20 protein-coding genes, 2 rRNA genes and 1 pseudogene (1 of these 23 cut by a window edge) are annotated in these 26,997 nt (G+C 68.7%); 10 read left to right on the top strand and 13 right to left on the bottom strand.

The genetic code is table 11. The features are described from left to right. The first annotated feature begins 17 nt into the window (after positions 1-17). Positions 18-1,421, top strand: coding sequence for a PLP-dependent aminotransferase family protein (locus OV427_RS39595; RefSeq protein ID WP_267861412.1), 1,404 nt, complete (start codon positions 18-20; stop codon positions 1,419-1,421). A gap of 102 nt (positions 1,422-1,523) precedes the next feature. Here the strand turns inward: OV427_RS39595 and aspS are convergent, their stop codons facing one another. Continuing rightward, positions 1,524-3,341: an aspartate--tRNA ligase gene (gene aspS, locus OV427_RS39590; RefSeq protein ID WP_267861411.1), complete on the bottom strand. Its 1,818-nt coding sequence runs from the start codon at positions 3,339-3,341 to the stop codon at positions 1,524-1,526. 250 nt (positions 3,342-3,591) lie between these two features. Between aspS and OV427_RS39585 the strand changes: the two genes are divergently transcribed. The 4 genes from OV427_RS39585 (at position 3,592) to OV427_RS39570 (ending at position 7,199) form a co-directional block, all read left to right on the top strand. Beyond that, positions 3,592-4,704: a hypothetical protein gene (locus OV427_RS39585; RefSeq protein ID WP_267861410.1), complete on the top strand. Its 1,113-nt coding sequence runs from the start codon at positions 3,592-3,594 to the stop codon at positions 4,702-4,704. 23 nt (positions 4,705-4,727) lie between these two features. Then, positions 4,728-6,014 (top strand): hypothetical protein, encoded by a 1,287-nt coding sequence (locus OV427_RS39580; RefSeq protein ID WP_267861409.1) that lies wholly within the window; start codon positions 4,728-4,730, stop codon positions 6,012-6,014. 14 nt (positions 6,015-6,028) lie between these two features. Beyond that, positions 6,029-6,790, top strand: coding sequence for a hypothetical protein (locus OV427_RS39575; protein WP_267861408.1), 762 nt, complete (start codon positions 6,029-6,031; stop codon positions 6,788-6,790). A 181-nt stretch (positions 6,791-6,971) separates the two neighbouring features. Continuing rightward, on the top strand, positions 6,972-7,199 hold the full coding sequence (locus tag OV427_RS39570; RefSeq protein WP_267861407.1) for a YHS domain-containing protein: 228 nt from the start codon (positions 6,972-6,974) through the stop codon (positions 7,197-7,199). A 40-nt stretch (positions 7,200-7,239) separates the two neighbouring features. Here OV427_RS39570 and recJ read toward each other — a convergent pair whose 3' ends face one another. After that, positions 7,240-8,952 (bottom strand): single-stranded-DNA-specific exonuclease RecJ, encoded by a 1,713-nt coding sequence (recJ, locus tag OV427_RS39565; RefSeq protein ID WP_267861406.1) that lies wholly within the window; start codon positions 8,950-8,952, stop codon positions 7,240-7,242. Between the two features lie 226 nt (positions 8,953-9,178). Here recJ and OV427_RS39560 point away from each other — a divergent pair, with 226 nt between their 5' ends. Further along, a complete protein-coding gene (locus OV427_RS39560; protein WP_267861405.1) occupies positions 9,179-9,772 on the top strand; it encodes an outer membrane beta-barrel protein in 594 nt (197 codons plus the stop codon). A gap of 110 nt (positions 9,773-9,882) precedes the next feature. On the opposite strand, the gene secF is transcribed toward OV427_RS39560, so the two are convergent. The 6 genes from secF to OV427_RS39530 form a co-directional block, all read right to left on the bottom strand. Then, a complete protein-coding gene (gene secF, locus OV427_RS39555; protein WP_267861404.1) occupies positions 9,883-11,052 on the bottom strand; it encodes a protein translocase subunit SecF in 1,170 nt (389 codons plus the stop codon). A 28-nt stretch (positions 11,053-11,080) separates the two neighbouring features. Beyond that, positions 11,081-12,853: a protein translocase subunit SecD gene (gene secD, locus OV427_RS39550; protein ID WP_267861403.1), complete on the bottom strand. Its 1,773-nt coding sequence runs from the start codon at positions 12,851-12,853 to the stop codon at positions 11,081-11,083. After that, the gene (gene yajC / locus OV427_RS39545; protein WP_164002813.1) at positions 12,853-13,206 is read right to left on the bottom strand and encodes a preprotein translocase subunit YajC; all 354 of its coding nucleotides are present in this window, start codon (positions 13,204-13,206) and stop codon (positions 12,853-12,855) included. The genes secD and yajC overlap by 1 nt, the downstream gene beginning before the upstream one ends. A 142-nt stretch (positions 13,207-13,348) precedes the next feature. Beyond that, a complete protein-coding gene (gene tgt, locus OV427_RS39540) occupies positions 13,349-14,542 on the bottom strand; it encodes a tRNA guanosine(34) transglycosylase Tgt (RefSeq protein ID WP_267861402.1) in 1,194 nt (397 codons plus the stop codon). Positions 14,543-14,547: 5 nt separating this feature from the next. Then, positions 14,548-15,633 carry a tRNA preQ1(34) S-adenosylmethionine ribosyltransferase-isomerase QueA gene (gene queA / locus OV427_RS39535; RefSeq protein WP_267861401.1) on the bottom strand — a complete coding sequence of 362 codons (1,086 nt, stop codon included), beginning with the start codon at positions 15,631-15,633 and terminating at the stop codon, positions 14,548-14,550. Between the two features lie 60 nt (positions 15,634-15,693). Beyond that, entirely contained in the window at positions 15,694-16,803 is a 1,110-nt protein-coding gene (locus OV427_RS39530) for a SpoIID/LytB domain-containing protein (protein ID WP_267861400.1), read from the bottom strand. 72 nt (positions 16,804-16,875) lie between these two features. Between OV427_RS39530 and OV427_RS39525 the strand changes: the two genes are divergently transcribed. The 3 genes from OV427_RS39525 (at position 16,876) to OV427_RS39515 (ending at position 18,568) form a co-directional block, all read left to right on the top strand. Further along, complete coding sequence (locus OV427_RS39525; protein ID WP_267861399.1) at positions 16,876-17,427, top strand: hypothetical protein; 552 nt, start codon at positions 16,876-16,878, stop codon at positions 17,425-17,427. Between the two features lie 51 nt (positions 17,428-17,478). Further along, positions 17,479-17,811: a hypothetical protein gene (locus tag OV427_RS39520; protein ID WP_267861398.1), complete on the top strand. Its 333-nt coding sequence runs from the start codon at positions 17,479-17,481 to the stop codon at positions 17,809-17,811. A gap of 106 nt (positions 17,812-17,917) precedes the next feature. Beyond that, a complete protein-coding gene (locus tag OV427_RS39515; RefSeq protein ID WP_267861397.1) occupies positions 17,918-18,568 on the top strand; it encodes a hypothetical protein in 651 nt (216 codons plus the stop codon). 38 nt (positions 18,569-18,606) lie between these two features. Here OV427_RS39515 and OV427_RS39510 read toward each other — a convergent pair whose 3' ends face one another. The 3 genes from OV427_RS39510 to OV427_RS39500 all read right to left on the bottom strand — a co-directional run bounded on the left by OV427_RS39510 (position 18,607) and on the right by OV427_RS39500 (position 24,170). Then, positions 18,607-19,851, bottom strand: coding sequence for a KamA family radical SAM protein (locus OV427_RS39510; protein ID WP_267861396.1), 1,245 nt, complete (start codon positions 19,849-19,851; stop codon positions 18,607-18,609). Beyond that, positions 19,851-21,221: a KamA family radical SAM protein gene (locus OV427_RS39505; protein WP_267861395.1), complete on the bottom strand. Its 1,371-nt coding sequence runs from the start codon at positions 21,219-21,221 to the stop codon at positions 19,851-19,853. Before OV427_RS39505 ends, OV427_RS39510 begins: the two co-directional genes overlap by 1 nt. A gap of 99 nt (positions 21,222-21,320) precedes the next feature. After that, positions 21,321-24,170, bottom strand: a complete 2,850-nt coding sequence (locus tag OV427_RS39500) for a serine/threonine protein kinase (protein WP_267861394.1) — start codon at positions 24,168-24,170, stop codon at positions 21,321-21,323. Positions 24,171-24,319: 149 nt separating this feature from the next. Between OV427_RS39500 and OV427_RS50645 the strand changes: the two are divergent. Next, positions 24,320-24,511: pseudogene (locus OV427_RS50645) on the top strand (quinone oxidoreductase); the annotation flags it as partial. Between the two features lie 149 nt (positions 24,512-24,660). Here the strand turns inward: OV427_RS50645 and rrf are convergent. After that, positions 24,661-24,777: ribosomal RNA gene (gene rrf / locus OV427_RS39490) — 5S ribosomal RNA — on the bottom strand. 164 nt (positions 24,778-24,941) lie between these two features. Then, a 23S ribosomal RNA gene (locus tag OV427_RS39485) occupies positions 24,942-26,997 on the bottom strand (it continues 908 nt past the right edge of the window).

The following is a 26,997-nucleotide window of genomic DNA, read 5'->3' as shown; positions in this document are numbered from 1 at the left end:
CCGTATGAATTGTCACCATGACAAGCTGGACGCCGCAGCTCCGGGGCCGGGACGGCCCGCTGTACCGGGTCATCGCGGATGCGCTGGCCGCGGACATCGACGAGGGACGGCTCGCACCGGGTACGCGCCTGCCCACGCACCGCGAGCTGGCGGAGAAGGTCGGCGTGACGGTGGGCACGGTGACCCGCGCCTACGCGGAGGCCGAGCGCCGGGGACTCATCGGCGGCGAGGTAGGCCGGGGCACCTTCGTGCGCCACCGGGACGCGCCCCGCCACCTCCCCACTCCGGCACCGGACACAGGAGACGACGCGCTGGTGGAGCTGGGCCTCAACTGGCCGGCGACGCCTCCGGGAGACCCGGCGGGCACCGCGCTGCGCAAGACACTGGACGCCCTGCAGCGCTCCCCGCGCCTGTCCGAGCTGCTCGACTACCAGCCCCACGCGGGGCTGCTCGCGCACCGTGAGGCCGGCGCGAAGTGGCTGTCCCGCTTCGGCCTGGAGGTGTCCCCGGAGCAGGTGGTGGTGTGCTCGGGAGGACAGCACGCCATGGAGGTGGCGCTCACGGCCCTCACGCGCCCGGGGGACACGGTGCTCGCGGAGGCCCTCACGTACCCGGGCCTGAAGGTGCTCGCGAGCCGGCTGCACCTGCGGCTGCACGGCGTGGCCCTGGACGAGCATGGCCTCAAGCCGGACGCCCTGGAGGCCGCGTGCCGCACCGGCGCAAAGGTCCTCTTCTGCGTGCCCAACCTCCAGAACCCCACGGGCACGGTGATGTCCGAGGAGCGCCGTCGCCGCATCGCCGCGGTGGTGCGCAAGCACGGGCTCACGGTGGTGGAGGACGACGCCTACGGGCTGCTGCTCGACAAGTGCCCTCCCCCGCTGAGCACGCTGGTGCCGGAGTCCGGCTGGTTCATCGGCGGCGTATCCAAGCTGCTCGCGCCGGGGCTGCGCATCGGCTACCTCGCGGCACCTTCCGAGGCGGGCACGGAGCGGCTCGCGGAGGAAGCAGCCCTGGCCGTGAGGATGACACCGCCGCTGATGGCGGAGGTCGCCGCCCGCTGGGTGAACGACGGCACCGCCGACGAGCTGGTGGTGCGCCGCCGCCGAGAAGCCCAGGAGCGGCTGGAGCTGGCGCGCGAGGTGCTCGGAGACCTGCTGCCGAAAGCGCCGCGAGCACCCACCTACCACCTCTGGCTGAAGCTCCCGGCCGGCTGGCGCGCGGAGTCCTTCACCGCGCAGGCCCGGCGGCGGGGAGTGTCCGTCACGCCCGCGGAAGTGTTCACCGTGGGCCCGGCCACCGCGCCGGCCGCGGTGCGCGTGTGCCTGGGAGCACCGCGCACCCGCGCCTCGCTGGAGAAGGGCCTGCGCAGGCTGCGCGAGACGCTGGAGGGCGGGCCGGAACCGCTCGCATCCATCGTCTGAAGGCAGGCTCCGAGCAGCCTGCGTGCAACGCCCATCAGCGGAAGGCGCGGCACGGGCTCGCGTCGAAGCCGGGCGCACGCGCGCCCGGCTCCCACGGGACTGCTACTTCTGCGGCGGAGGCACGGGCCGCACGTGCAGCTCGCGCAGCTGCCGGTCGTCCACCTCGCCGGGGGCGCCCGTCATCTGGTCCGTGCCCGTCTTCGTCTTGGGGAACGGAATCACGTCGCGCAGGGACTCGGCGTTGGTCAGCAGGAAGGCGAGCCGGTCCATGCCCAGGGCGATGCCACCGTGCGGGGGCGCGCCGTACTTCAGCGCGTCCAGCAGGAAGCCGAACTTCGTCTGGGCCTCCTCGTCGCTGATGCCCAGCGCCTTGAACACCTGCGCCTGCACCTTCGGGTCATGGAGGCGGATGGAGCCGCCGCCAATCTCGAAGCCGTTGAGCACCACGTCGTAGCGGTGGCACTTCACCCGGCCCGGGTCCGTGAGCAGGTAGTCCACATCCCCGTCGTGCGGCCGCGTGAAGGCGTGGTGCGCCGCCGCCCAGGTGTTCGTCTCCTCGTCGAACTCGAACAGCGGCGGGTTCACCACCCACAGGAAGTTCCACTGGCCGCCGCTGCCGTACTCCGGAATCAGCCCGAGCTTCTTCGCTACGTGCACGCGGAGGTTCGCCATCACCGTGTGCACCAGCGCCTCCTTCCCGAACTGGAACAGGATGAGGTCGCCCGTCTTCGCACCCACGGCCTGGTTGATGGCATGCCGCAGCGCCTGGGAGATGGTCTTCGACAGCGGCGACTGGGTCCACTCGCCGCCCTCGCCCACCTTCGCGCGGGCCAGGCCCTTGGCGCCGGCCTGCTTCGCGAACTCCTCCAGCTTGTCGCTCTCCGCGCGGCTCATCGCCTTCGCCACGGGGATGACCATCGCCTTGACGATGCCCTTGTTCTGCACCGCCTCGAACATCATCGGCACGCCGCCGGCCTCGCCGTGCTCGCGAATCAGGTCCGTGAGCACCACGTGCTCCAGCCCGAAGCGCAGGTCCGGCTTGTCGTTGCCGTACTTCGCCATGGACTCGTAGAAGTCCATGCGCAGGAAGGGCGTGGGGATGTCGATGCCCAGCACCTCGCCCCACAGCTTCTTCAGCAGCCCCTCGATGATGGTGAAGACGTCGTCCTGCTGGACGAAGCTCATCTCCACGTCGATTTGCGTGAACTCCGGCTGCCGGTCGACGCGCAGGTCCTCGTCGCGGAAGCACTTGACGATCTGGAAGTACCGGTCGAAGCCGGCCACCATGAAGAGCTGCTTGTAGAGCTGCGGGCTCTCCGCGAGCGCGTAGAACTTGCCCGCGTTCATGCGGCTGGGCACGAGGAAGTTGCGCGCGCCGCCGGGCGTGTACTTGCCCATGAACGGCGTCTCCAGCTCCAGGAAGCCGTTGCCCACCATGTACGAGCGGGTCAGCGCGTTCATCTTCGAGCGCGTCATCAGCGACTTCTGCAAGGGCGCGCGGCGCAGGTCCAGGTAGCGGTGCGCCAGCCGCTTCTCCTCCGAGGTGTCGATGTTGTCCTCGATGGGGAACGGCGTCGGCTCCGAGCGGTTGAAGATGGTGAGGTCGGTCGCCTTGACCTCGATTTCACCCGTCTTCATCTTCGGATTCACGTTCTTGCCGCGCGACACCACCTTGCCGCGCACGCCGATGCAGAACTCCAGGCGCAGGCTGCCAGCCAGCGCGTGGGCCTCGGCGGAGTCAGGCTCGAACACCACCTGGGTGAGTCCCTCCCGGTCTCGCAGGTCGATGAAGACCGCGCCGCCGTGGTCTCGGCGGTTGTGCACCCAGCCGAAGAGGACGACCTCCTCGCCGACGTTGGCGGCCGTGAGCTGGCCGCAGTTGTGGGTACGCTTGACCTCGGAGATGAACGGGACCGCCATGGACAGGACCGCCTGCTGGTTTCGTAGTGAGGGAAAGCGCGGCACCATACGGATCGTGGAAACGATGCGTCAAGGAATCCGCGCACACCTGACTCCTCTCAAACGGTCGGATTCTGGGGCGATTCCTGACGCTCCCAGTGCCCGCCCGGCCGGCCCGCAACTTCGGGGGCGGCCGCGTGTTGCTGCTCCCATGCAGGGGGAATCCACTGCCGTGCTCCACGCGCCGCGCCGGCCCGGGCGGAGCCTCGCCGTGCTCGCGCTCCTCGCCTCGGTGCTGGCGGCGCGGCCCGCGGGCGCGGAAGCGGGCTCGGAAGCGGGCTCGGAGCCGGGTTCGGAAACGGGCTCGGAGTCGGGCCGGCGCATCACCGCCACCCTCGAGGTCAGCGCCGGCCGCGACTACCGCGCCTGGAGTCTCCTGGGCGACATGGCGCTGTACAAGGAGACCACCTTCCTCACGCTGGGCTACACCGCCGCCCGGCCCGAGTCCGGCACCTCGGCCACGCACCAGCTCTCCCTCGGCGTGGACCACGTGCTGGGCGAGCACTGGCTGGTGGCCGCCACGGCGAGCGTGGGCCTGCCCAAGAGCACGCTCACCGCGCTGGCCCCCGAGCGGCCGAGGCTCAACCTGCCCTCCGTGGACGCGCGCACCGGCTACTCCAGCCAGGCGCTGCTCCTGTCCGCGGCGTACGACTCGGCGGGTTTCTCCGACGTGGAGTACGGCCTGGACGCGGGCCTGTCCCTCACCCGCTACCCGCTGAGCCGCGAAATCGTCGTCCCCACCCGCAACGGCACCACCCTGCGCTACGCCCGGGAGGACCTGCTCTGGGTGGCCCGGCCCTCCGTGGGCGGCCGGCTGATGCTGGGGACACACTGGGAGGTGGGCCTGCGCGCCGGCCTCACCCTCTACAGCGAGGATCCGCTCACCGCCGGCCAGTTCACCGAGGCGGAGACGGTGGAGCTCACGCGCCGCTTCGAGAACGCCCTCGAGGCCCGCCGCGCCCTGCTGGGCCTGAGCACGCGCATCAACCGCGACCTGGGCTCCGGGGTGGCGCAGCGGGTGTCGGACCTCAACGCCACCACGGGCATCCCCACCGCCCCCTCACTCTTCGACCTCAAGCCCTCCGTCACCTGGCGCCCCGGCCGGGCTGTCCGGGGGCAGCTGTCCTACGCCTTCACGCGGTACGTGTCCGGCGAGGGCCTGTCCCACGTGCTGGCCACCCGCTGGACGGTGCGCCTGGGAGAGATGGCGCGGGTGTGGGCCTCGGTGGCATTGCAGCAGGACCGCCTGGAGGCCGTGGAGGGCGGGGAGGCCTCCCGGGTCCGCTCCGGGCTCTTCACTGTCGGGGGGGAATACACGTTCTGAGCGGTCCGGAGTAAAACGGCGTCATGCTCCGAACAGTCATTGCCGCCACCGCCACGCTGGGACTGGCCGTCGGCTGTGCGCCCGAAACGAGCGCACCCGTCAAGGTCAGCGCCCTGGTGCTCAACAGCAACGGCGAATACGCCCCCCAGGACGTCGAGCTCAAGACGGTCACCGACATCGTCAGCCTCAACGGCACGGTCGCCGACTTCCGCGGCGGGGCCCGAATCGTCTTCGACTCCGAGGACCAGGACCTCCAGACCGCCACCACGCCGGAGGCGTTCGTCAACGCCCTGCTCAAGGAGGAGGGCCACGACGTCACCGCCAGCTACATCAACCAGGACGGCGTCCTGTGGCCGGCGGACTTCCACACCTGGAACATGGTGACGGCGTACTACAACCTCGAGCGCGCCTTCGACTACTTCCAGACGGTGGGCAACATCCCCGCGGCGGACTTCAAGAAGCCCGTCACCACCTACTACTTCCCCGAGTTCATCCTCGCCGACGTCGACAAGGACCCGCTGCTCGACAACGCGCTCTACTTCTCGGTGATGGAGTCGTTCCTGGTGCTGCCGTTCGACCAGCTCCAGCGCGCACCGCTCGCCATCAACGCGGGCATCATCGCGCACGAGTACTCGCACCGCATCTTCAACCTGAAGGTCTACGGCGGCCAGCCCTTCCCCGAGGCGCTGTCCCTCTGGGCCGCCTCCGGGTCCAGCCCGGGCGCCAACGTCCTCAAGTCCTTCGACGAGGGCCTGGCCGACTACCACGCGTACGGCACCACCTGCCGCGCCACCAAGGGGTGTGACGCGAAGTTCTTCTCCACGTCCTTCCACGACGCCCCGTACGACCAGATCGCGCGGGACAGGGACTTGTCACGCTCTGACCGCTGCATGACGGAGGCGCTGCGCACGCAGCTGCGCAACCAGAGCCTGAACGAGTTCAGCGGCAAGGAGTACCTGGTGGGCACCCTGCTCGCGAGCGCGCTCTACCAGGCGGGCGAGGGCCAGGGGCAGCGCGAGGTGCTGCTGCGCGCGATTGTCGCCGCCTACAACGATTCCGACCCGAAGACGCCCGGCCTGCTGCAGCTGTCGCAGCAGTACATCAACGACCAGGACAAGTTCACCCTGGCCGTGGCCGCTGGCGCCATCATCACCCACGTCACCGACCTGAAGCTGAAGGAGGCCGTCTGCAACGAGCTGATGGACCACCTCCAGATTCCCAGGGACCTGCTCGTGGGGACGTCCAATCCCAACCTGTGCCCGGCCAGCTCCGCCCCCGGCACCACCTGCCCTCGACTGCCCGCCGAATGATGAGGACCCACTCCGTGAAGACCTGGCTCGTACGCTGCCTCCTGGGTGGCCTCGCACTTTCCACGCCCGCGCTCGCGCAGGACGACGACGACCCCTACGCCTACCCCGACGAGGAGCCCGCCCGCTCCAACGACGCAGACGACGACTACGAGCGTCGCAAGAAGCAGAACGTGGACGAGACGGACGACTTCCGCCGCGTCGCCGAGCAGGAGGGTGAGGACGGGGACTTCAAGGCCCTCTCCGGCCTGGACGACCCCAACATGGGTGTGGCGGTGGAGCTCATCGCCGGCGCCCTGCTGCTGGACAGCTCGCGCGGCCAGTTCGCCGAGACGAAGCTGGGGCTCGGCGTGCGCGCCACCTGGGAGTACGGCCGCATCCTCGACAACGAGCCGCTGCGCGAGGCCCTCTGGGCGGACATCCGGTGGACGTACGGCAGCATCAGCGACGGCACGTCGTTCATCACCGGTGACACCCGCGTCCACTACTTCACCATCGCCCCGGCCTACGAGCTGAAGCTGGGCAAGTCGGACTTCGGCTTCTTCGCCCAGGCCGGCGGAGGCGTCGCCTACCAGGCCACCTCCATCACCGTGGACGCCGTGGAGACCAAGGTGAATGGCCTCAAGCCCGTGCTCCAGGGCGGCGTGGGCTTCCGGGGCCGCCCGAAGATTTCGTCCACCAGCAACCTGCGCCTCGCCTTCCGCCTGGAGGCCATGGCCTTCCGCCGGGGCTACATGAACGACTTCTTCCTCGGCGGCAGCCTCGGCACCGCCTTCTGAAGAACACTCCGCCCGCCGCGCCCTGCTTCGAAGCCGGGAGCGGCGGCGGAAAAATCTTCACCCTCCCGGCCGCCGCCGGCCCGGCCTGCTTGGCATCCCAAGGAGATGGGCAACGGCACGCGTCGTGCTTATCCATCCTCACGGGTGGGAGCGCGAGCTCCCTGGGGCGGGGAGGCGTGTGATGAAAAGCGTTCAGGGGCAGGGGCAGCACTGGGATCCGGTGTGTGGGAAGGAGCTCGACACACCGGAGGGCCGTCCGACGGCGGAGTACAAGAAGCGCCGGTACTTCTTCTGCTCGGAGCGCTGCCGTCACGCCTTCGAGCGACAGGCGGAGCGCTTCCGTCTCAACGAACTGGCCCGCGTCGGCGCGCTGATGACGCCGGGCCGGGTGCGCTGGGGGCTGGCTTAAGCCGCCGAGGCCGCCCGGGGCAGCCTCGGACGCGTCCCACTCACGCAGCCCTGCGGACGTCCTTGAGGCGCAGCGACAGCTTGCGCTGGCCGCGGAAGGTGTCGAAGCCGGCCTGGAAGGCCAGGTCCACCGGACCCTCCACCAGCGTCACGCGGTCCGCCATGTTGAAGCCGATGGCGTCCAATTCCGGCGCGTCCGCGAGGGCGAGCTTGAGGTGGCCGCTGCCCATGCCCGACTTGGGCTGCAGCACGCGCGGGCGGGCCACCTGCCGGCGCAGCACCAACACCGGCTCCGGGTTGCCCTGGCCGAAGGGCCCCAGGCGCTGGAGCGACTCCACCGCGTGGGCGTCCAGCTCGCTCGGATGGACGACCGCGTCCACCTTGCACCGGGGGATGAGGTCCTCCGGAGTGAGGCGCTGGAAGGCAATCTTCTCGAAGGCCTCGCGGAAGGCCGGCAGCCGGTCCGCGTCGATGGTGAGGCCGGCGGCGTGCTTGTGCCCGCCGAAGCGCGTCATCAGCTCCGAGCAGCCACTGAGCGCGTCGTAGAGGTGGAAGGCCTCGATGCTGCGCGCCGAGCCCTTCCCCACCCCGTCCTTCACGCCCACCATGACGGTGGGCCGGTAGTAGCGCTCCACCACGCGCGAGGCGACGATGCCGATGACGCCCGGGTGCCAGCCCTCGTCGTAGAGCACGAAGCCGCGCGCGTCCTTGAGCGTCTCCGCCTGCGCCAGTGCCTGCGTGAGGATGTGGCTTTCGATTCCCTGGCGCTCCGCGTTGGCGCGGTCCAGCACCGCCGCCAGCGAGCGCGCCGTCTCCGGCGACTCCGACGTGAGCAGCTGCAGGCCCAGCGACGCGTCATGCAGCCGGCCCGCGGCGTTGATGCGGGGCCCGAGGCGGAAGCCCACCTGGCCGGCGGTGACGGTGGCGTCGGGGTCCATGCCCGCCACTTCCTTGAGGGCACGCACGCCCGGGCGGCGACCGGCGCTCAGCTCCTGGAGGCCGTGGGACACGAGGATGCGGTTGGCGCCGGTGAGGGGCACCACGTCCGCCACGGTGGCCATGGCGACCAGGTCCATCATGGAACGGAGGTTGGGCTCCTTGCGGGTGGCGAAGAAGCCGTCGTCGCGCAGCCGCTTGCGCAGGCCCATGCAGAAGTTGAAGGCCACGCCCGCGGCGCACAGCGCCTTGGTGGGGTACTCACAGCCGGGCTGGTGCGGGTTGAGCACCGCCACCGCCGGGGGCAGCGTGGGCGGCACCGTGTGGTGGTCCACCACCACCACGTCCAGGCCCAATTCCTTCGCGCGGGTGATTTCCGCCACGGAGGTGATGCCGCAGTCGAGCGTCACCAGCACCCGCGTGCCGTCCGCGGCGATGCGCTCCACCGCGCCCAGGTTGAGGCCGTAGCCCTCATCCAGACGGTGGGGAATGTACGTGGCCGGTGGGGCGCCCAGCTCCTTGAGGAACAGGTAGAGCAGCGACGTGGAGCACACCCCATCCACGTCGTAGTCCCCGTACAGCGTCACCTTCTCCCGCATGCGCAGGGCCCGGGTGAGGCGCTCCACCGCGGCGGGCATGCCCTTCATCCGGAACGGGTCCGGCAGGTCCGCCAGCTTGTCGGACAGGAACGCGGAGGCGGACTCCGGGGTGCGGTAGCCGCGGTGCAGCAGCACCTTCGCCGCGAGCGGGTGCAGCGACAGCTCCCCCGCCAGGGACGCCACCTCCTCCTCGACCACGTCTGGAAGCAACCACCGCACGCGTTGCACTCCTCCTCGGACCTCCCCAACGGGGCGGATACCGGGACGAATTCTTGACAGGCCGACAGTACCTCAGACGTCTGACGAGGGAAGGTCAACCTTGGGCACGACCTTTCCCTTCCTGCACAAGCGTTCAGGCATGCGCCTGCCCTCTCGCCTGCCCCAGCCCTTCGCACCGGGCAAGCGGTGCACAGCTTGAACCGCACACACCTGACAGGAGGACAACATGCTTCCAAGAAGCATCATCGCGGGTGCGGTGGCCCTGACGCTCGCGAGCGCGGGTACGGCCGCGGCGCAGGAGCGCAAGGAAGGCAAGCGAGGAGACGTCAACGTGTTCCTTCGGGGAGGCGTAGGCGACTACACCGGTGACCTGGGCGAATTGACGAGCACCGGCCCCGCGTGGGGCCTGACACTCAACGTACAGCCCACCACCTTCCTCGGCTTCGAATTGGGCTACGAGGGCTCGCAGAACAACGTCAGCGACCTCCGCCTGCTGGACGAGCCGTCGCTCGTGCGCCAGGGCGGCAGCGCGCTCCTCAAGGTGTCCCCGCCCTTCCTCACGTCCATCCGCCCCTTCGTGGGCGCGGGCATCGGCATGTCCTACGTGGACGTGCGGGGCACGGGCGCGGACCTCTACGAGTCGGACACGATGCAGGAGGTGCCCCTGGCGGCCGGCGTCGAGTTCAACAGCGGCGGCCTCACCGCGGGCGTCCGCGCCACGTACCGCGTCCTCCTGAGCGAGGACTTCGCCGCGCAGCCCCTGGCCGACGACGACGGCGGCCTGCTGGACGCGTCCTTCACGCTGGGCGCCCGCTTCTAGCGAGCGGAGCCCGCCAGGAACACCGAGGGCCCTGCCTCCCACAGCGGGAGGAGGGCCCTCGTCGTGTCACCCGCTCCCGCCGGTGCCGGCGGGAGTACAGGAGCGCGGGCTCAGGCCGCGTTCGGCTGCTGCCGGTCGATGCCACCGCGCTGGGCCGCCTTCGCCGCGGCGCGCTCGTCCAGCCAGATGGTCAGCGGGCTGGCGATGTACACGGACGAGTACGTGCCCACGATGATGCCCACCAGCATCGCCATGGCGAAGTCGAAGATTTCGCCCACGCCGAAGATGAGCAGACCGATGAGGGACAGCGCCGTGACGCCCGAGGTGAGGATGGTGCGGCCCAGGGTGTCGTTGACCGCGATGTTGATGACCTCGGCCAGGGGCTTGCCCTTGTACTTCACCATGTCCTCGCGGATGCGGTCGTAGATGACGATGGTGTCGTTCACCGAGTAGCCGACGATGGTGAGCAGCGCGGCGATGGACGTGAGGTTGAACTCGCGCCGGCTCACCAGGTAGTAGCCCGCCACCATGACGACGTCGTGAATCATGGCCAGCAGCGCGCCCGGGCCGAACTTGAAGTCGAAGCGGAACGCCACGTAGATGAGGATGGCGAGCATCGAGTACACCAGCGCCATGATGCCGCGGTTGCGCAGCTGCTTGCCCACCTGCGGGCCCACGTAGTCCACGCGGCGCTGCTCGAAGTCCGGCGTCTCCAGGCCCTGGCTCAGCACCTCGCGGACCTTGTCGGCCATGCCGCTGGCGACGACCTGGTAGTCGAAGCCGTGGCCCGACGAGCTCTCGCCCAAATCACGGACCTCCTGCACGCCGGTGCCACTGGCGACCACCGCCTCGCTGATGGCCTTGGGGGTCAGCGGCGTGGTGGAGCGGAAGTTGATGATGCCGTTGGCCAGGTCCGGGTAGACGTTGGTGATGGTCCCCAGGCCCTGGATGGCCGCCTTGGCCTTGGTCGCGTTCTCCTCGGTGAGCTGGGTGACGCCGCCCATGCGGAGCAGGAACGCGTTCTCGTCCGCGGAGCCGATGTTCTGCACGCTGACGTCGTGCAGGCCGCCCTTCTGGGCGCGCTCACGGACCTCGGTGGGCGTGACGGAGTGATTGAACTTCAGCTCCACCACCGTGCCACCGGCGAAGTCCACGCCGAGGTTGAACCCCGCCGCGGCGATGCCGACGATGATGGCCAGGTTGATGACGGTGGAGATGAAGATGGCCGGCTTGCGCTTGCCGATGAAGTCGAAGTTCGTCTTGTGCTTGAGAATCTGCATGGCGCTTTTTCCGTTCCGGGCGAGCCGGTCAGACAGAGACCCGCTGCGCGTTGCGGCCGTGGACGAAGTAGGTGGTGATGACGCGCGTCACCACGATGGACGTGAAGAGCGAGGCCAGCAGGCCGACGATGAGCGTGGTGGCGAAGCCCCGCACCGGACCGGTTCCCGTGAAGAACAGGATGAAGCCGGCGATGAGCGTCGTCACGTGCGCGTCGAAGATGGTCCAGAAGGCGCGGTCATAGCCCTGGTCCACCGCCGCCCGCGCGCTCTTGCCATGGGCGAGTTCCTCGCGGATGCGCTCGTTGATGAGCACGTTGGCATCCACCGCGATGCCCAGCGTCAGCACGAAGCCGGCGATGCCCGGTAGGGTCAGCGTGGCGTTGAAGAACGCCAGCCCCGCGAGGATGAGCAGGCCGTTGAGGATGAGCGCCACGTCCGCGATGAGGCCGGACTTGCGGTAGTAGACGGCCATGAAGAGCACCACCAGCGCCAGACCCACCAGCGCCGCGAGGCTGCCCTTCTTGATGAGCTCGTCACCGAGGCTCGCGCCCACCTGACGGATTTCGCCCACCGTCACCGGGGCCGGCAGCGCGCCCGCCTTCAGCACCAGCGCCAGCGTCTGCGCCTCACCCAGCCACTCCTCGAAGGAGCGCGCGCCCATGCGGCCCATGGTGATGCGGGCCCGGCCGCCGCCAATCTTCTCGTTGATGTTCGGCGCCGTGTGGACATTCTCGTCCAGGACGATGGCCATGCGCCGGCCCACGCCCGCCTCGGTCAGCTTCTCGAACTCGCGCGCGCCCTGCGCGTCGAAGGCGAGGTTGACTTCCGGCTCGTTGAGGTTGCCGAGCGACGCGTCCGCGCCCGCCAGGCTCTCGCCCGTCAGCGGCACGTTCTTCTCCACCAGGAAGGTGCGGTACGAGGAGCACTCGTTCTTCTTCACCGGGTTGGCGATGCACTCGGTGAGCACCTCGCGGCCTTCCGGCGTCTTGTCCTTGGTGTAGGCCAGCAGCGCCTCGCGGCTCGGGCTGGACAGCTGCGGGAAGCCACCCTCCTGCGTCAGGGTGATGTTGCTGCCTTCCGGCGGCGGGGTCTGCTGGAGCATCTGCGCGAAGAACTGGGGATTGGAGTCGTCCACCATCCGGAACTCGAGCTGCGCGGTGGTGCCCACCAGCTCCTTCGCCTGCTCCGGGTTGCTGCGGCCCGGCAGCGAAATCTGGATGGAGTCGGTGCCCAGCTTGCGCACGTCCACTTCCGCCACGCCCCACTTGTCGATGCGGCGGCGGATGACGAGCATGGCCTGGTCCACGGCCTCCTCGCGGAAGCGGTTCGTCTGGCCCTCGTCCGGCGAGAGCACCAGCGTGGCGCCGTCCCGGCTGACGCGCTTGAAGTCGGTGAAGGTCGCCAGGACTTCCTTCTCGATGGCGTCCATCGTCGCCGGGTCCTTGGCCTTCAGGGTGAGCTGGAGCTGCTCCGGATCCGTATCCGCGGTCACCTCGCCGAGCTTCTTGTCATTCACGTAGCTGGCGATCTGCTGCCCACGGCGCTCGGTGCGCTTCTGCAGCGCCGTCTTGGTGTCCACGCGCATCACCATGTGGATGCCACCCTGCAGGTCCAGCCCCAGGTTGAGGCGGTACCGCGCGGGAGGCGCCCACGCCGGCAGGCGCTGTTCGAGCACCGCCAGGTTGTTGCGCTGGTCGCGGTCCAGGACCACGAGCGAGTAATAGGTCGGGATGAGGAACCAGATGGTCCCCAGCGTCACCGCGACAATGAATCCGAACTTCCACCACCAGCCGCGGTCCATTACTTCTCCTCCTTCTTCTTCTCTTCGGCGGCCGCCACCGGCGCGCCTTCCGCCACAGCACCCTTGGCGCTGATGGAAGTCTTGAGCACGCGGATGCGCACACCGCTGGCCACTTCCAGCGTCACGGTCCGCTCATCGACGAGGTGGATCTTCCCGAGCATTCCGCCCGAGGTGACGACCTCATCCCCCTTCTTCAGCGCGCCCAGCAGCGCCCGGTGCTCCTTCAGCTGCTTCTGCTGGGGGCGAATCATGATGAAGTACATGATCGCCACCAGCGCGACCAGGAAGGCCATGGTTCCGAACGGGTTACCGCCGGCCCCGGCCTGCGCCAGAATCAGAAAGCTCTCAGCCACAGACTGCCTCGTAGGTTGAGGAAGGCTCGGGATGGGTGGCCCCCCACACTGCCCGAGGAACCCATCCGAAAGGGGGCCCTCTTAGCAAGGGGGGCCCATGTGAGCAAGTGAACGCGGGAACCCCGGCAATCCCGCCGCCCGCTCAGCGGCCACGGGTCCGCTCGGTTTCCTGGGCCCGGGAGCGCTCGCGGAATTCGCGGGCGAAGGTGGCGAACCTGTCTTCGGCGATGGCCCGCCGGACGTCCGCCATCAAACCCAGGAAGTAGTGGAGATTGTGGATGGTGTTGAGCCGCATGGCCAGGATTTCCCCGGCGGCGAAGAGGTGGCGGAGGTAGGCCCTGCTGAAGTTGCGGCAGGTGTAGCAGGCGCACGCAGGGTCCACCGGCCTGGGGTCCTTCGCGAATGACGCATTGCGGATGACGAGCTTGCCCTCCGAGGTGAAGAGCAGGCCGTTGCGTGCGCAACGGGTGGGGAGCACACAGTCGAACATGTCCACCCCGTGCTCCACGCAGGTGACCAGGTCCACGGGGGTACCCACGCCCATGAGGTAGCGGGGCTTGTCGCGGGGCAAAAGCGGCGCCGAGTACGCCACGCCCGCGTGCATGGCCTCGGGGGCCTCGCCCACGGAGTAGCCGCCCAGCGCGTAGCCGGGCAGGTCCACCGCGCACACCTCCTCGGCGTGGCGCTTGCGCAAATCCTCGTGGAGCCCGCCCTGGACGATGCCGAAGAGGGAGGAGCGCTCGCGGCTCCACGCCTTCACGCACCGGTGCAGCCAGCGGGTGGTGCGCGCCAGGGACTTCTCCAGGTAGGCGCGGTCCTCGGTGGAGGGCGGGCACTCGTCGAAGGCCATGATGACGTCGGCGCCCAGCGTCTCCTGGATGTCGATGGAGCGCTCGGGCGTGAGGAAGTGCCGCGCGCCGTCCAGGTGCGACTGGAAGGCGGCGCCCTCCTCCGTGATTTTGCGCTTCTCCGACAGGCTGAAGACCTGGAAGCCGCCGCTGTCGGTGAGCATGGGCCGGTTCCAGGACACGAAGCGGTGCAGGCCGCCCAGCTCCCCCACCAGCGCCTCGCCGGGGCGGAGCATCAGGTGGTAGGTGTTGCCGAGGATGATCTGCGCGTCGAGCGTGAGCAGGTCATCCGGCCCCACGCCCTTGACGCTGCCCACGGTGCCCACGGGCATGAAGATGGGCGTCTCCACGGGGCCGTGCGGCGTGTGCAGCCGGCCGCGGCGCGCCTTCGTGCCGGTGTCCTCGTGGAGCAGCTCGAAGCGCACCATTCCCGGTGCCACCCGCGTGTCGCCCTTCTCGCCGCGCTGTGCTGCCTGCTGCTCGTCCATGGTGCTCACTCCGACACCAGCATGGCGTCGCCGTAACTGAAGAACCGGTAGCCCTCGCGCACCGCCTCCGCGTAGGCCGCCAGCGTGCGCTCGCGGCCCAGCAGGGCGCTCACCAGCACCACCAGCGTGGAGCGTGGGAGGTGGAAGTTGGTGAGCAGCGCGTCCACCTGGCGGAAGCGGAAGCCGGGGCGGATGAAGAGCGTCGTCTCGCCGGGGCCCTCGCGCAAAAGGCCCGTCTCGGGGTCCGTGGCGGACTCCAGCGTGCGCACCACCGTGGTGCCCACCGCCACCACGCGCCGGCCTTCCGCGTGGGCCGCGTTGACTTCGCGCGCGGTGGCCTCGGGCACGGTGAAGCGCTCCGGGTGCATGTGGTGCCTGTCGAGTTCCTCCTCGCGCACCGGCAGGAAGGTGCCCGGCCCCACGTCCAGCGTCACCAGCGCGCGCCGCACACCCTTCGCCTCCAGCGTGGCGAAGAGCGCCTGCGTGAAGTGCAGGCCCGCGGTGGGCGCGGCCACGGCGCCGGAGGCCTTCGCGTACACCGTCTGGTAGCGCTCGGCGTCCGCGGCATCGGGCTCACGGGTGATGTAGGGCGGCAGCGGCAGGCGCCCGGCCGCGTCCAGCAGCGAGGCCAGCGAGGCGCCCGGGGGCGCGTGGAAGCGCACGCGGTACTCCCCGCCTCCGAGCGCCCCCAGTACCTCGGCCTCGAGGCCCCCGGCGAAGCTCAGCCGCTGGGCGGGCTTGAGCCCCTTGGAGGCCTGGCCCAGGCAGATCCACTCGAGCGACTCGGGGGCCCCGCCGAGCGCCGCCGAGGTGAGCGTGGCGGCAGCCGGGCGCACCACGAGCAGCTCCACGCGGCCGCCTGTGCCGGCCTTCTGGCCCAGCAGGCGCGCGGGGATGACGCGGGCGTCGTTGAGGACGAGCAGGTCGCCCTCGCGCAGCAGGTCCGGCAACTCGGCGAAGCGGCGGTGCGTCCAGGCGCCGGTGGACCGGTTCACGGTCAGCAGGCGCGAGGCATCGCGCTCGGCCAGGGGGGCCTGGGCGATTTGAGATTCGGGGAGCTCGAAGTCGTAGTCGGAGAGGCGTGACGACACGGGGCTGGCGCTTGTAGCAGCCCCCGCGCCGCCGCGGAAAGCGCGCCGTCGCCGAGGGCCTCAGTAGAGCTGCTGCAGCTCGGCCCCGGGGTAGTAGTGGGAGAGAATCTCCTGGTAGCCCCGGCCCTTGTCCGCGAGCGCCTTCGCGCCCCACTGGCAGAGACCGGCCCCGTGGCCATAGCCGCGTCCGGAGAACACATAACCGCGGTCGGTGCGCTCCACCTCGAAGTCCAGACTCTTGAGGCGCGTGTAGCCAAGCCGGCGGCGGAGCTCCACCCCGCCCATCGAGGCACCGTCCCCGAGCATGACGCTGGTCACCCGGCGGGTGGGCGTGCGCCCGGACACGCGCAGCCCCTGGGCGGGGTGATGGAGCGCCGACTTCACCTCCGAGTCGGAGATGGAGGCCTTCCAGCGGCTGGCGGGCAGCTTGCCGCAGGGGCACTCGACGGGCTGGAGGTAGGGCAAATCCCGCTGGAGGGCATCCAGGCCGGACTCGGTGCGGCCGCCGCAGGAGGCATGGAAGTAGGCCTCGATGGGGGCCAGTTCGTAGGTGAGCACCTGGCCGCGAGTGGCCTCCACGGCGGCACGGGTGCGCGGGTCCTCGCGGTTGACGCCGCCGTACACTTGGTGGAGCACGCTGCTGCCCAGGTGGAAGGCGTTGCTGTACGCCTCCAGCTTCTTCTGGAGGGCATAGGTGCGCGCGGCCACGGCCTGGGCCTTGAGGGCCTCCGGCGGAAAGGACACGGGCATCTCGCTGCCGAGCACCGCGGCGAGGTAGTCCTCCAGGGGGATGACGTTGATGAGCTGGAGCCCATCACGGTGGGCGCGCACGACGACGTCGCCGCGCACCTGGGCACTGCCGGCCTTGAGCGGCTCGTCGCCGGGGAGGCCGGCATCGTCGGGGGCGCCGGAGCCGGCGCGGAAGCGCACGGAGTCGCCGACCACCGGCGCGCCATTGAGCTCCAGCTTCGCGCCCCGGCGGCGGAGGGTGGCCTGGCCGGAGGGGATGGCGGCGAAGGTGGCGTCCTCGGTGTCGGCGCCGAAGGCGAGCCCACGGCCACTCACGCGCACCTCGCCATCCGCATCCTCGATGGCGATGCGAAGAGTCTCCACGGCGAGCGCATGCAGCGGGGCGAGCAGCAGCAGGACGAGTGCAACAGGTCGCAACATGGACGGGGAGTGTAGAGGTGTGGGTGCGAGCCTCAAGAAAACGCCCGGCGGATGGGGGAGGATGGCGCGCCCGTGACGTCTCCCGAGCCCGACGCCTCCCGCCTGTCCCCTCCCGCCCTCATCTCGGCCCTGCGAGCGATGGAGCCCCGCCCCTCGGCCCTGCTCATGCGCCGGCTGGTGGAGGGGCGCTCCCTGGAGGCATGCGCGACCTTCTACGGCGTCTCACCCGAGGCCTTCTCCGTGCTCCTGCTGCGGGCGGGAGGAACGCTGGCACGGCGCGCGGGGCTGTCGGTGCGCGAGCCCGCCGGAGGGGACGAGGAGACCGCCTGGGCGAGGATGCTCACGGAGGCCCTGGAACGGGAGGACGCGCGGCTCCCCGCCGCGCTGGTGCCCGTGGCGGAGGTCTGCCGGCGGCTTCGGGGGGTGGGCCCCGAGGTGGCTGCGGGGATGGAGGCCGCGGCGCAGGAGGACGCAGCCTCGCCGCACCGGCGCCGCGAGGAGTGGCTCCGGAGGCTCGCGGTCGCCGCGCTGCTGGCATTGACGGCCTACCTGTACCTGTCACGGCCGGACGAGCCACCGCGCCGCCCACGCCCTGCGATTCCGGCCGCGCCGGCTCCGCGCTGAGGCAACGGGCCGGGCTGGACGGAGCGACTCCAGGGCGCGTATGGGGTGGGCATGCGTGTTTCCTCCCCTGCCCTGCTGTTGCTCCTGGCCGGCCTCGTACTGACGGGCTGCGCGAAGAATGTGGACACCCGGGTCGCCGGAGATGACGACGCGGCCATCGACTCGGCCTCGGCGCGACTGGAGGAACTGAACGCGCGTGCGCAGCAGGATGACCTGACCTGCGCGGACACGTGCGACGTGGCCACGCGGACCTGTGGGGTGGCGGAGGAGCTGTGCTCGCTGGTGGACCGCCATCCGGACCGGGATGACCTGCCGCCGCGGTGCGCCCAGGGCCGGGAGCAGTGCTCCAGCGCGAAGGATGGCTGCTCACGCTGCGGGGGATGAACCGCGGCCGTTCGTGACGGACACGCGCGTGCACGACCGGTGCGCCCCTGGGGCCACCGTGCTTAGATGCAGGACGTACCCACGGTTTCGACCAAGGCTCCCCGCCATGTCCACCCGCCCTACCCTGTTCCTTCTGGCTTCGTGGCTCGTGCTGCCGGGGCTCGCCAGCGCCCAGGAAGGCGCCGAGCTGACGCCGGAGAAGGTGGCGGAGATTCGCCGCGACGAGGCGCAGGCCCAGACCCGGGTCAACGAGGAGTTCGGCAACCGCAAGCCCTCGGAGATGAGCAACGAGGAGCGCACGCAGGCCATCGACAAGCAGCAGGCCGCCTCGGCCTCGGTGATGGAGAAGCACGGCGTGTCGGCGAAGGACTTCGCGCGCTACGAGGCGCGGATGGGCCCGGAGGGCAACGCGCGCGCCAAGGCGGAAGAGAAGCGCCTGGAGGAGCAGGCCCAGGCCGCGAAGCAGACGCCCCCCACGGCGGAGAAGGCGGCCGAGGACGTCCCCGTGCAGCAGGGCTTCAGCGAGGAGGACCCGGTGGAGCTGGAGGCCGCCGAGGGCGCCGAGCCCGTCGTCGACATCGGCATCCCGGGCGCGGCCGAAGCCGAGTCCGTGCCGGTGGAGCTCGGAGGTGCGCAGCTCGGTGGTGCGCAGGAGGAGAAGCCCGCCGCGAAGCGGGCCAGCGCGCGCGCCGGCTCGTCCGGGGTGAAGAAGAAGGCCGTGAAGCGGCGGCGCAGCTCGGGCGGCGACGATTCCTGAAGCACGCCGCGGCCGGAGCCGCGCGCGTGTCCGAACCCCTACTTTCGAACGCCGTACGCCCGCGAGCGGGCCTGCCACACGTCATCGTAGGGGCAGGCGCAGTCGGTCTCTTCCGGCTCCGGATAGGCGTAGCGCTCGCCCTTGTAGTTGCGGAACACCGTCTCGTGCTCGCCGCGCTCCACGACGTAGTCCGGCTGGAGCGTCACCTTGCCGCCGCCGCCGGGCAGGTCCACCGCGAGGTGGGGCACGGCGAGGCCGGTGGTATGCCCGCGAAGCTGCTGCAGGATTTCCAGCCCCTTCGCGATGGGCGTGCGCAGGTGCTCGCAGCCCTCGGCCACGTCCATCTGGTGCAGGTAGTAGGGCCGCACGCGGCTGCGCAGCAGCACGTGGGAGAGTTCCTTGATGATGCGCGCGTCGGAGTTGATCCGCCGCATCAGCACGGCCTGGTTCTCCACCGGTACGCCGTGGTCGACCAGCCGCTCGCACGCCTCGCGCGCTTCGGGCGTCACTTCCTTCGGGTGGTTGAAGTGGGTGACGACGAAGACGGGCGCGTAGCGCCGCAGGGTGCTCGCCAGGGCGTCGGTGACGCGCATGGGAAGGACCACGGGGACGCGCGTGCCGATGCGAATCATCTCCACGTGGGGAATCTCGCTCAGCGGCGCGAGCAACTCCTCCAGCCGCGCCTCGCTCAGCAGGAACGGGTCTCCCCCGGAGATGAGCACGTCGCGCACTTCCGGGTGCCGCCGGACGTACTCGATGCCCCGGCGCAACTGCTCCTTGGAGAGCTCCGCCACCCCGCCCTGCGTAATCCGCCGCCGCGTGCAGTGCCGGCAGTAGACGGAGCACGTGTCGAGCGCGAGGAAGAGCACGCGGTCCGGGTACTTGTGGACGATGCACTCCTCGGGGCGCGTCTTGTCCTCACCGAGCGGGTCCGCCAGCTCGCCCGGACGGATGCGCGCCTCGGCCCTCACGGGGATGGACTGCATGCGCACCGGGCAGAACGGATGCTCCGGGTCGATGAGCGACAGGTAGTACGGGCTGATGCCGATGCGGAACAGCGCGGACGTCTCCTGCACGCCGGCGCGTTCATCGGACGTCAGCGGCACGTACCGTTCGAGCTGCTCCAGGCCTCGCACCGAGTGCCGCTGGTGCCAGCGCCAGTCCGCCCACTCCGCGTCGGTGGCAGCGGGGAACAGGCGCTGGCGCCCCTCGGCACTGAGCGAGGGGCGCGGCGAGGTGCCAGGCTCCGACGGCTGGGCCGCCGGAAGCGCCGAGGAGTTCATCACGCGGCCTTCTGCTGCTCCCGCCACCACGCCTGACCTGCCTCCGGCAGCGTGTCGATGGGGTCGAAGTACTCGTACTTCCGGTTGAGCGCGTCGGCGTCGTTCGCCTCGATGCCCGTGCGGTAGTTCTTCGTCCAGTAGGAGATGCCGCGCTCGCGGTCGTACTCCGCGATCTGGTGCACCCACCGCTTGCCGACGAAGGGCACGTCACAGACGATGCGCGGCGTGGCGAAGCCCGGCATGTAGCCCATGATGTCGTGCTGGAGCTTCTGCGCCTTGTCCACCGACAGCCGCCAGTGCTCGCTGTTGGGGATCATGTCGCACATGTAGAAGTAGTACGGCAGGATCTTCGCGTGGTCGAGCAGCGTGAAGCACAGGTCCAGCAGGGCCTGCGCGCTGTCGTTCACCCCGCGCAGCAGCACGCCCTGGTTGCGCACGTCGCGGAAGCCCATGTCGAGCAGCTTGCGCACGGCCTTGCCCACCAACGGGGTGAGCTGCGCCGCGTTGTTGACGTGCGTGTGCATCGCCAGGTCCACGCCGCGCTCCACGGCCTTCTTCGCCAGCCGGTCCAGCCCCGCCAGCACCTGGTCCTGGAGGAAGTGCTGGGGAATGGCCATCAGCCCCTTGCTGGCCAGGCGGATGTCCCGGATGTTGGGGATGTCCATCAGCGAGCTGACGAACGGCTCGAGCTGCTGGATGGGCAGGTTGGCGATGTCACCGCCGGAGACCACCACGTCGCGCACCGTCGGCGTGCGGCGCAGGTACTCGAGCATCTGCTCGTACCGCTCCTTCGGCCCGACGCCGAACTTGTGCTTCTGCACCTGGGGCACGTCGTTGCCGACGAGGTCCATGCGGGTGCAGTGGCCGCAGTACTGCGGGCAGGTGGGGAGCATCTCCGCCAGCACCTTGGTGGGGTAGCGGTGCGTGAGGCCCTCCACGACCCACATGTCCGCCTCGTGGAGGCTGTCGCGGCTGGCCTTGGGGTGGTTGGGCCAGTCCGTGAGCCGGTCCGCGAACGCGGGCAGCATGTAGCGCCGCACCGGGTCGCTCCACAGGTCGTCCAGGTTCATCGTGTTGAGCATCTGCGGGGGGATGAGCAGCGACATGGTCGCCCGCTCCTTCTGGTCCCGTTCGATGCTCGCCGCCAGGTCCTCCGGCAGGAGCGCGCCGAGGGTGGCCCTCAGCTCCTTGAGGTTCTTGACGGTGTGCTTGCGCTGCCAGACAGCGCTCTCCCACTCCGCCGCGGAGACGTCCTTGTACCCGGGGATGCGACGCCAGTCGGGTTCGACGAACTCCTTGCGGAGCGGATACGTGAAGGGCTGTTGGGCGGGGCCGGTCTCAGGCTTGCCGCGAGTAGGCGTCGTTTGCATGCGCATCACCTCTGCGTGCCGCGTTGCGGGCGGGGCGTCATACCGCGCCGGACCCCACTTCATTCAACAAATCGAAGGGGGTGCCGGATGCCCGCCCCCTCACTCGATAGGCACGTTGACCAGCTTGGCGACCCCGTCCTCGGTGATGGTGACCACCACGGGCTTGGTCGTCTTTCCGTTGAGCTTGAAGGAGACCTTCCGGTTTCCGACGGGCAGCGACAAAGGAGCACCGAGCGTTACGGGCGTCTGGCGGCCCGTCTTCTTACCGTCCACGAGGATGTCGGCGCCCGCGGGCTTGGTGCTGCACGCGAACTTGCCCATCGCCTTCGACGCCGGCGGCTTGGGCGGCTTGGTGACGACAGCAGGCGGAGGCTTGCGCGGCGTCGGCTCCCGGACGGGCTCACGCACCGGCTCGGGCTCGGGCGCCTTGACGAGCTCGAAGGAGACCCGCATCTCGTCCTTGCTGCCGTCGGCCGTGAATTCTCCCGAAAACGGCTCGTAGCCCGCGCGCTTCGCGGTGAAGCGGTACGTCTTCCCGACCTCGAGGTCCGCCGCCCGGACCTGCGGCGTCTTCCCCAGGCGCTTGCCCTCCATGGCGATCTCCGCGCCTTCCAGGCCCTCGAAGATGGCGGCGACCTTCCGGGGCGCGGGAGGGGCTTCGACGTCGGGCTTCTTGACCACCGGCTCGTCCGTGCCGGCGTTCGGCGTGGCGGGCGGCTCCGTCCCGGCGGGCGGAGTGTTCTCCGGCGTTGGCGCCGTCGTCGGCTTGTCGGGGTTGGCGGCCACGACCGCATCGGGGTTGGAGGGGGGCTTGGGCGGCGGAGTGGCGGCGGGGGGCGTCTCCTCTTCAGGCACGAGCGCGAGCGATACCCCCGTCTGCTTGCCTGCGACGACGTTCACCATCTTCTCCTGGCGCTGATGACCGGGAGCGGTGGCGACCACGCGATACTGGCCGGGAGGCAGTGACAGCAGGGTATTGAGCTGGACCTCCTGGTCATTCACCTCGATGTGCGCACCGGCGGACGGCGACACCATGAAGGTGACCTCGCCCGCCGCGGGCGGACGCAGCGCCACCGCGGCGATGACGACCAGCACGAGCACGATGCCCGCCGCCGCGGCGAAGAGGACCGGCTTGGGCAGCTGCTTCCCCGCCACGGCCTTGCCCTTGCTCTTGGCGGGAGTCTTGGGCTTGACCTTCGCGGGCGGCGCGGCCTTCGCGCCCTTCTGTGCCACGGGTGCCACCGGCAGCGAGCCGGTGACTTCCTCTTCCGGCGGCGCCTCCTGCGACTCGTCGTACGTCGGGGGGCCTTCGTCGCCGTAGTCGTCCTGCCCGGCGCCGTTGTAATCCTGGCCGTCGTCGTAGCCCGCCGGCTCCTCCAGGGGTTGGGGCTCGGGCGCGCGCGGCTGGGCGCGGCCATTCCGGCCCTTCACCGCCGGGACGGGGATGTCACCGGTGCGCTCCTCCTCCTGGACCTGTGCGGGACGCGAGCGCGACGCTGGCGCGGTCGGCGCGGGGCCGATCATGGTGGCGCCCGCGTAGGCCTCGCCCTCCTCGTTGCTGATGACGACCTGGGCCTTGGGGCCGCTCTTGCCCTTGCGAGGCGCGGGCTCGGGCTCACGGTCGTAGTTGTACGCGGCGGCGGTGCCACTGCCCTTCTGGATGGGGTTCTCCGAGCGGCCGGTGATGCTGTCGTCCACCACCACGCTGCTGTCGGCGATGCGGGTCTCCGGAGCACGGAAGGTCTGCGTCGAGTCGACAATCTGCGTCTTGTCGGCCCCGCCTCCGTCCATCTCCGCGAGCTCCTCGGCGGAGGGGGGCGGGATGTAGCCCGGCGCGGGCTGGGCGGGCGCGCGCCCGGCGGGCGGGCTGGACGTGACGGCGGCCGGTGGAGGCGCCCGCTTCGAGGCCTGGGGGGCCGCGCGCGGGGCGGCCGGGGGCGGATTGACGGTGACGCCGGAATGCTCGATCTGGTCCGGGCGCTCGATGCCGGCGTAGCGCTCCATCTTCTCCGACTCACGGAGCATGTCCTCGGCGAAGGCCTCCTTCATGTAGGAGGACAGATGCTTCGACGAGTAGATGGCGTCGCCGGCCAGGAGGAACCGCATCAGGTCCTCGGCCAGGTCGGACGCCCACTGGTAGCGCTCCTCCGGCTCGCGCGTGAGCGCCTTGAGGACGACCTTCTCCAGCCCCGGGGGGATGTTCGGATTGAACTCGCGGGGCAGCGGGACGTCGGCGTTGCGCACCTTCTCCAGCGTGGAGAAGTCGGACTCGCCGACGAAGAGCTTCTCGCCGGTGAGCATCTCGTAGAGCAACACGCCCACGGCGAAGATGTCGCTGCGCCGGTCGATGGGCATGCCCCGGACCTGCTCCGGGCTCATGTACCCGAACTTGCCCTTGAGGATGCCGGCCTGCGTCTTCTGCGAACGGTTCGCCGCCTTGGCGATACCGAAGTCGATGACCTTGACCTCGCCCTCGTAGGAGATGAGGACGTTCTGCGGCGACACGTCGCGGTGGATGATGTGCAGGTCCTGCCCGCGTGCGTCCTTCTTCCGGTGGGCGTAATCCAGGCCGTCACAGAGCTTGGAGGTGATGAACACCGCCTGCGCGGTGGGCATGATCTCCTTGCGCCGCCGATAGCGCTCCAGGATGGTCCGCACGTCGCGCCCGGCGACGTACTCCATGGCGATGAAGTAGGTGTCGTCGTGCTTCCCGAGTTCGTGGATGTGCACGACGTTGGCGTGGTTCAGCTGAACGCTGATCCGCGCCTCGTCGATGAACATCGTGATGAACTCTTCGTCCTCGGCCATCGTGGGGAGGATCTTCTTGATGGCCAGGATGCGCTCGAAGCCCTCGACCCCGAAGGCCTTCGCGATGAACACCTCCGCCATGCCGCCGACGTTGACGCGCTCAAGGAGCAGGTACTTCCCAAAAATGGTCGGCTTCTTCATCTCGTGGAGCTGCCCGGCGCCGGGGGGTGTGCACCGCGGCAGGCGGTGCGCAGACCGGGCGGAAGACTGGACTCTAGTCCCAGCCCCGACGGCGAGTCAAACTCGCACCCACCTCTGAAAGCCCAAGGAATCCGCGAGGTTGACCCCCTCTGGAGCCTGCTGGAAACCGACGGGACGGTGACGCGGTCGCGACGCGGAGCAGCACGTTTTCCGGGCAGGCGCGGCGCCCCCGTGGGAGGCAGCTGAGGGAAGGCCGGCCGCGGGTGCGCGCGGGCCTGGTGCTGGACCTGGCCGAGGCCGCCGAGGCCCACCGCCAGTTGGAAGGCCGGAGCACGGTGGGCAAGGTGGTGGTCCGCGTGCCGCAGGCCCGGTGGGGCCCAGGGGCTCGCGGCAGGTCTGCGGGCCCCGGCCGGCGCGGAGAGCCGGAAGGCGGACGCGCCAAAAAAGAAAACCCCCGTTGCCACGAGGGCAACGGGGGTTCTCAAAAAGAATCCGGCAGCGACCTACTCTCCCGCGCGGTTTCCCGCGAAGTACCATCGGCTCTGGAGGGCTTAACTTCCGTGTTCGGGATGGGAACGGGTGGGACCCCTCCGACATAGCCACCGGAAAACAAGCGACAGTGCATACAAAGGGTAAGTTTCAATTCTCTGCGAGAAGAAAGTCTCGCCGTGCCTGTTTAGAAGCGTCTTCCGGGCGAGTGCTTTCGCACTCGAGCCTCGGCCTTGGCCCCGAGTCCCTTACGCCCCAAAAGGAGGCATGGAAGAGAACGGGGAAAGTAAGCCGCTCGACCCATTAGTACCGGTTAGCTCAACGTGTTACCACGCTTACACACCCGGCCTATCAACGTCGTAGTCTTCGACGGGTCTTCAGGGGCTTGCGCCCGGGATACCTGGTCTTGAGGTCGGTTTCCCGCTTAGATGCTTTCAGCGGTTATCCAATCGGCACATGGCTACCCAGCGATACCTCTGGCGAGATAACTGGTACACCAGCGGTGCCTCCAACCCGGTCCTCTCGTACTAAGGTCAGAGCCTCTCAAGTATCCTACGCCCACAGCAGATAGGGACCAAACTGTCTCACGACGTTTTGAACCCAGCTCGCGTACCGCTTTAATTGGCGAACAGCCAAACCCTTGGGACCTGCTCCAGCCCCAGGATGCGATGAGCCGACATCGAGGTGCCAAACCTCCCCGTCGATGTGAACTCTTGGGGGAGATAAGCCTGTTATCCCCGGAGTACCTTTTATCCGTTGAGCGATGGCCCTTCCATTCAGGACCACCGGATCACTATGACCTGCTTTCGCACCTGCTCGAGATGTCTCTCTCGCAGTCAAGCTCCCTTATGCCATTGCACTCGCCGCCCGGTTTCCAATCGGGCTGAGGGAACCATCGCGCGCCTCCGTTACTTTTTGGGAGGCGACCGCCCCAGTCAAACTACCCACCAGACAGTGTCCCAATCCCGGATGACGGGACATGGTTAGACACCAGAAATCAACAGGGTGGTATTTCACCGTTGCCTCCACCGAACCTAGCGGCCCGGCTTCAAAGGCTCCCACCTATCCTACACAGTCAATCCCTAGTGTCACTGTCAAGTTATAGTAAAGGTTCACGGGGTCTTTCCGTCTTGCTGCGGGTAAACTGCATCGGCACAGCTATTTCAATTTCGCTGAGTCCCTCTCCGAGACAGCGCGGAAGTCGTTACTCCATTCGTGCAGGTCGGAACTTACCCGACAAGGAATTTCGCTACCTTAGGACCGTTATAGTTACGGCCGCCGTTTACTGGGGCTTCGGATCATCGCTTCGCCTTGCGGCTGACGAATCCCCTTAACCTTCCAGCACCGGGCAGGAGTCAGACCCTATACGTCGGCTTGTCGCCTTCGCAGAGTCCTGTGTTTTTGGTAAACAGTCGCTACCGCCATTTCTCTGCAACCTCTCTCGGCTTCGGCTGTACGCCTACACCTACCAGAGGCCCACCTTCTTCCGAAGTTACGGTGGAAATTTGCCTAGTTCCTTGGAGGAGAGTTCTCTCAAGCGCCTTAGGATTTTCTCCTCACCCACCTGTGTCGGTTTGCGGTACGGACACCCTATGAGCTCCCTACGGGACTTTTCTTGGAAGCAGAGCATCAGCGACTTACCCCTTACGGGGCGCCATGGGGTCTCGGGGATAGCTGCCGCGCCTTTAATCGTACGCGACACCCCTACGCCTTTAGACTGACACAACCACCGGTCAGCTCGCCTAGCTTTCTCCGTCCTCCCTTAGTTCAACGCTCACAAGATGGCGCAGGAATATTAACCTGCTTTCCATCACCTACGCCTTTCGGCCTCGGCTTAGGTTCCGGCTAACCCTGGGAAGATTAACTTGACCCAGGAAACCTTGGGTTTACGGCGAGGGGGTTTCTCACCCCCTTTATCGCTACTCATTTCGGCATCAGCACTCCCAGTCGCTCCAGCCGCCTTTACAGTCGACCTTCGCTGCAACTGGGACGCTCCCCTACCGCCATGCGCTTTACGCATGACCCGAAGCTTCGGCACTAGTCTTGAGCCCCGTTACATTTTCGGCGCGGCCTGTCTTGACCAGTGAGCTATTACGCTTTCTTTAAAGGATGGCTGCTTCTAAGCCAACCTCCTGGTTGTCAATGACCTGCCACATCCTTTCTAGTGTTCACTTAGACTAGATTTGGGGGCCTTAGCTGTCGGTCTGGGTTATTCCCCTCTTGCCAATGGACGTTATCACCCACTGACTGCGTCCCGGGATAACAATTGCCGGCATTCGGAGTTTGGTACGGTTTGGTAATCTGGTGAGACCCCTAGCCGTTCCAGTGCTCTACCTCC

Source organism: Pyxidicoccus sp. MSG2, from assembly GCF_026626705.1.
GTDB lineage: Bacteria > Myxococcota > Myxococcia > Myxococcales > Myxococcaceae > Myxococcus.
The sequence above is the reverse complement of the archived record's forward strand: the minus strand, read 5'-3'. Positions and strand labels throughout refer to the sequence as shown.

Coding starts and splice junctions, on each gene's coding strand:
- OV427_RS39515 (WP_267861397.1), top strand. CDS start 17,918: ATGTCCACCCGCCCTACCCTGTTCCTTCTGGCTTCGTGGCTCGTGCTG.
- OV427_RS39520 (WP_267861398.1), top strand. CDS start 17,479: ATGCGTGTTTCCTCCCCTGCCCTGCTGTTGCTCCTGGCCGGCCTCGTA.
- aspS (WP_267861411.1), bottom strand. CDS start 3,341: ATGGCGGTCCCGTTCATCTCCGAGGTCAAGCGTACCCACAACTGCGGC.
- secF (WP_267861404.1), bottom strand. CDS start 11,052: ATGCAGATTCTCAAGCACAAGACGAACTTCGACTTCATCGGCAAGCGC.
- OV427_RS39560 (WP_267861405.1), top strand. CDS start 9,179: ATGCTTCCAAGAAGCATCATCGCGGGTGCGGTGGCCCTGACGCTCGCG.
- tgt (WP_267861402.1), bottom strand. CDS start 14,542: ATGGACGAGCAGCAGGCAGCACAGCGCGGCGAGAAGGGCGACACGCGG.
- OV427_RS39500 (WP_267861394.1), bottom strand. CDS start 24,170: ATGAAGAAGCCGACCATTTTTGGGAAGTACCTGCTCCTTGAGCGCGTC.
- OV427_RS39570 (WP_267861407.1), top strand. CDS start 6,972: ATGAAAAGCGTTCAGGGGCAGGGGCAGCACTGGGATCCGGTGTGTGGG.
- OV427_RS39595 (WP_267861412.1), top strand. CDS start 18: ATGACAAGCTGGACGCCGCAGCTCCGGGGCCGGGACGGCCCGCTGTAC.
- OV427_RS39530 (WP_267861400.1), bottom strand. CDS start 16,803: ATGTTGCGACCTGTTGCACTCGTCCTGCTGCTGCTCGCCCCGCTGCAT.
- secD (WP_267861403.1), bottom strand. CDS start 12,853: ATGGACCGCGGCTGGTGGTGGAAGTTCGGATTCATTGTCGCGGTGACG.
- OV427_RS39580 (WP_267861409.1), top strand. CDS start 4,728: ATGCTCCGAACAGTCATTGCCGCCACCGCCACGCTGGGACTGGCCGTC.
- OV427_RS39505 (WP_267861395.1), bottom strand. CDS start 21,221: ATGCAAACGACGCCTACTCGCGGCAAGCCTGAGACCGGCCCCGCCCAA.
- OV427_RS39510 (WP_267861396.1), bottom strand. CDS start 19,851: ATGAACTCCTCGGCGCTTCCGGCGGCCCAGCCGTCGGAGCCTGGCACC.